This window comes from Pseudomonas sp. P5_A2_2 (assembly GCF_054177685.1).
Window position 1 is genome coordinate 1 of sequence record NZ_JBGCUL010000559.1, and the last position, 3,025, is coordinate 3,025.

Sequence of the window (3,025 nt, forward strand, 5' to 3'; positions counted from 1 at the left end):
CGGTGATGTGGTTCTGGAGCAACTTGCCCGACACCGWCAGCGCCGGGCAGATCGCCGAGTTATACCGTCGTCGCTGGAGTATCGAAGGGATGTTCCAGCGCCTGGAGTCGGTGCTGGACAGTGAAATCGAAAGCCTTGGCGCTCCGCGGGCGGCGTTGCTGGGATTTGCTTCAGCGATCCTGGCCTACAACGTCCTGGCAGTGCTCAAGCGCAGCGTGGAACAGGCTCATCGCGAGAYATTGCCCGAAGGCTGGGAAGCTTCGATCTTCCATCTGACGGTACAAGTGCGTAGCGGATACGAGGGCATGCAGATCGCACTGCCCTCGGATTACCTGACACTTCAAACGACCTCAGAAACGCTGGCAACACGACTGTTGGCGCTCGCCAGGAATATCAAGCCCAAGCAAGTGGCCAAAAGCCTACGTGGTCCCAAAATCGCCAAACCCAAGGAGTGGCTGGACGGCAAAGCTGCGCATGCTCATGTGTCGACGGATCGGGTGCTCAAGGCCCATAAAGGGAAAACACCTTGAAAGGGCTGGCTGTAAGAGCGGAACCATAAGAGGCCGTTACCGCAAAAACGGATATGTACACCATCAAAAAACCGCACAAACAAAAACGGCCTCCTGCTCTTTATATAAAAAGCAGAGGCCGTTCCCGGTACAACTCAACACGCTACAGCAAGACAGGTCTTACTTGCGGTCTTCCAGCTTGGTGATGTCACGCGACTCGTAGCCGGTGTACAACTGGCGCGGACGGCCAATCTTGTACGGGCTGGAGAGCATTTCCTTCCAGTGGGAGATCCAGCCGACGGTCCGCGCCAGGGCGAAGATCACGGTGAACATGCTGGTTGGAATGCCGATCGCCTTGAGGATGATCCCCGAGTAGAAGTCGACGTTCGGGTACAGCGAGCGCTCGATGAAGTACGGGTCGGTCAGGGCGATCTCTTCCAGGCGCATGGCCAGTTCGAGCTGCGGATCGTTCTGGATGCCCAGTTCCTTCAACACTTCGTCGCAGGTCTGCTTCATGACGGTGGCGCGCGGGTCGCGGTTTTTGTAAACGCGGTGACCGAAGCCCATCAGTTTGAACGGATCGTTCTTGTCCTTGGCCTTGGCGATGAACTTGTCGATGTTGGAAACATCGCCGATTTCATCGAGCATGGTCAGTACGGCTTCGTTTGCACCGCCGTGGGCAGGGCCCCACAGTGCAGCGATACCGGCGGCGATACAGGCGAACGGGTTGGCACCCGAAGAACCGGCCAGGCGCACGGTGGAAGTCGACGCGTTCTGCTCGTGGTCGGCGTGGAGGATGAAGATCCGGTCCATGGCCTTGGCGAGTACCGGGCTGATCGGTTTGATCTCGCACGGGGTGTTGAACATCATGTGCAGGAAGTTTTCCGCGTACGACAGGTCGTTGCGCGGGTACATCATGGGTTGGCCCATGGAGTACTTGTAAACCATCGCTGCCAGGGTCGGCATCTTGGCAACCAGGCGGATCGCGGAGATTTCGCGATGCTGCGGGTTCTTGATGTCCAGGGAGTCGTGGTAGAAGGCCGAGAGGGCACCGACTACGCCGCACATGACGGCCATCGGGTGGGCGTCGCGACGGAAGCCGTTGAAGAAGGTCTTCAGCTGCTCGTGGACCATGGTGTGGTTCTTCACGGTGCTGACGAACTGGGCCTTCTGTTCTGCGGTCGGCAGTTCGCCGTTGAGCAGCAGGTAGCAGGTCTCCAGATAGTCCGACTTCTCGGCCAACTGTTCGATCGGGTAGCCGCGGTGCAGCAGAATGCCGTTGTCGCCATCAATATAGGTGATCTTCGACTCACACGAGGCGGTCGACATGAAACCCGGGTCAAAGGTGAAACGGCCCGTGACCGTCAGGCCCCGAACATCGATAACATCGGGACCAACGGTGCCGGTTAAAATGGGCAGCTCGACGGGGGCTGCGCCCTCGATGATCAACTGCGCTTTTTTGTCAGCCATGTGGCCTCCTATTTATGCTTGAAATCATCAGACAGACCCCCCACGCAGGGCCCGCACCACTATAGTGAGATAAATTCGAATGTCAATTTGCCTAAAGTCTTGCTCCAGAAGGCTTTAACCGGACTTTTTCCTCGAAATTGACTGCCATTTACGCCTTTTATGTCAGTTGCGCAATCAGCTGTTTGGGTTAGGTGTTTGCGTTGTCATTAGTAGCCTAACTGTCTATACTCGGCCACCGACCGCCAAGGGCTTTTGGGCCTGCTTTATTGGGGGTCGCATCCCTGGGTGGTGGTTACCTGACCAGTGCACTCCCCAACAACTTTGCCCTGATTGTTAGGGGCTCTTCAGTGTGAAAAAAAAGCCGTGAAAAGCCAACGACCTGTAAACCTAGACCTAAGGACCATCAAACTCCCCATCACCGGCGTTACGTCGTTTCTTCACCGTGTTTCCGGCATCATCCTCTTCCTGGGCCTTGGCTTCATGCTTTATGCATTGGGCAAATCCCTGGGTTCCGAGGAAGGTTTTGCCGACGTGAAGGCAACCTTGACCAGCCCGCTGGCCAAGTTCGTAGCATGGGGCCTCCTGTCCGCTCTTCTTTATCACCTGGTAGCCGGTGTGCGCCACTTGATTATGGATATGGGCATCGGTGAGACGCTGGAAGGCGGCCGCCTGGGCTCGAAAATTATCATCGCCGTTTCCGTGGTGTTGATCGTTCTGGCAGGAGTTTGGATATGGTAACCAGCGTTACGAACCTTTCGCGTTCCGGTCTTTATGACTGGATGGCGCAACGTGTGTCTGCGGTCGTTCTCGCGGCTTATTTCATCTTCCTGATCGGCTACCTCGCGGTGAATCCGGGCATTGGCTATGAACAATGGCACGGCCTGTTCGCCCACAACGGGATGCGTATCTTCAGTCTGCTGGCCCTGGTGGCCCTGGGCGCTCACGCCTGGGTCGGCATGTGGACCATCGCGACCGACTACCTGACGCCGATGGCGCTGGGCAAGTCCGCGACTGCAGTGCGTTTCCTTTTCCAGGCAGTATGCGGC

General features: G+C 57.0%; 3 protein-coding genes and 1 pseudogene. 3 read left to right on the forward strand and 1 reads right to left on the reverse strand.

Going from position 1 to position 3,025, the window contains the following annotated elements; all coding sequences use genetic code 11:
* Window positions 1-530 (forward strand): annotated as a pseudogene (locus tag ACXRVY_RS22245) (IS4 family transposase); the annotation flags it as partial.
* A gap of 159 nt (window positions 531-689) precedes the next feature.
* Here the strand turns inward: ACXRVY_RS22245 and gltA are convergent.
* Window positions 690-1,979, reverse strand: a complete 1,290-nt coding sequence (gene gltA, locus ACXRVY_RS22250) for a citrate synthase (RefSeq protein WP_223463340.1) — start codon at window positions 1,977-1,979, stop codon at window positions 690-692.
* Window positions 1,980-2,342: 363 nt separating this feature from the next.
* Between gltA and sdhC the strand changes: the two genes are divergently transcribed.
* Window positions 2,343-2,717: a succinate dehydrogenase, cytochrome b556 subunit gene (gene sdhC, locus ACXRVY_RS22255; protein WP_033052382.1), complete on the forward strand. Its 375-nt coding sequence runs from the start codon at window positions 2,343-2,345 to the stop codon at window positions 2,715-2,717.
* On the forward strand, window positions 2,711-3,025 hold a 315-nt coding region (gene sdhD / locus ACXRVY_RS22260; protein ID WP_458238254.1), incomplete at its 3' end, for a succinate dehydrogenase, hydrophobic membrane anchor protein. The genes sdhC and sdhD, both read left to right, overlap by 7 nt.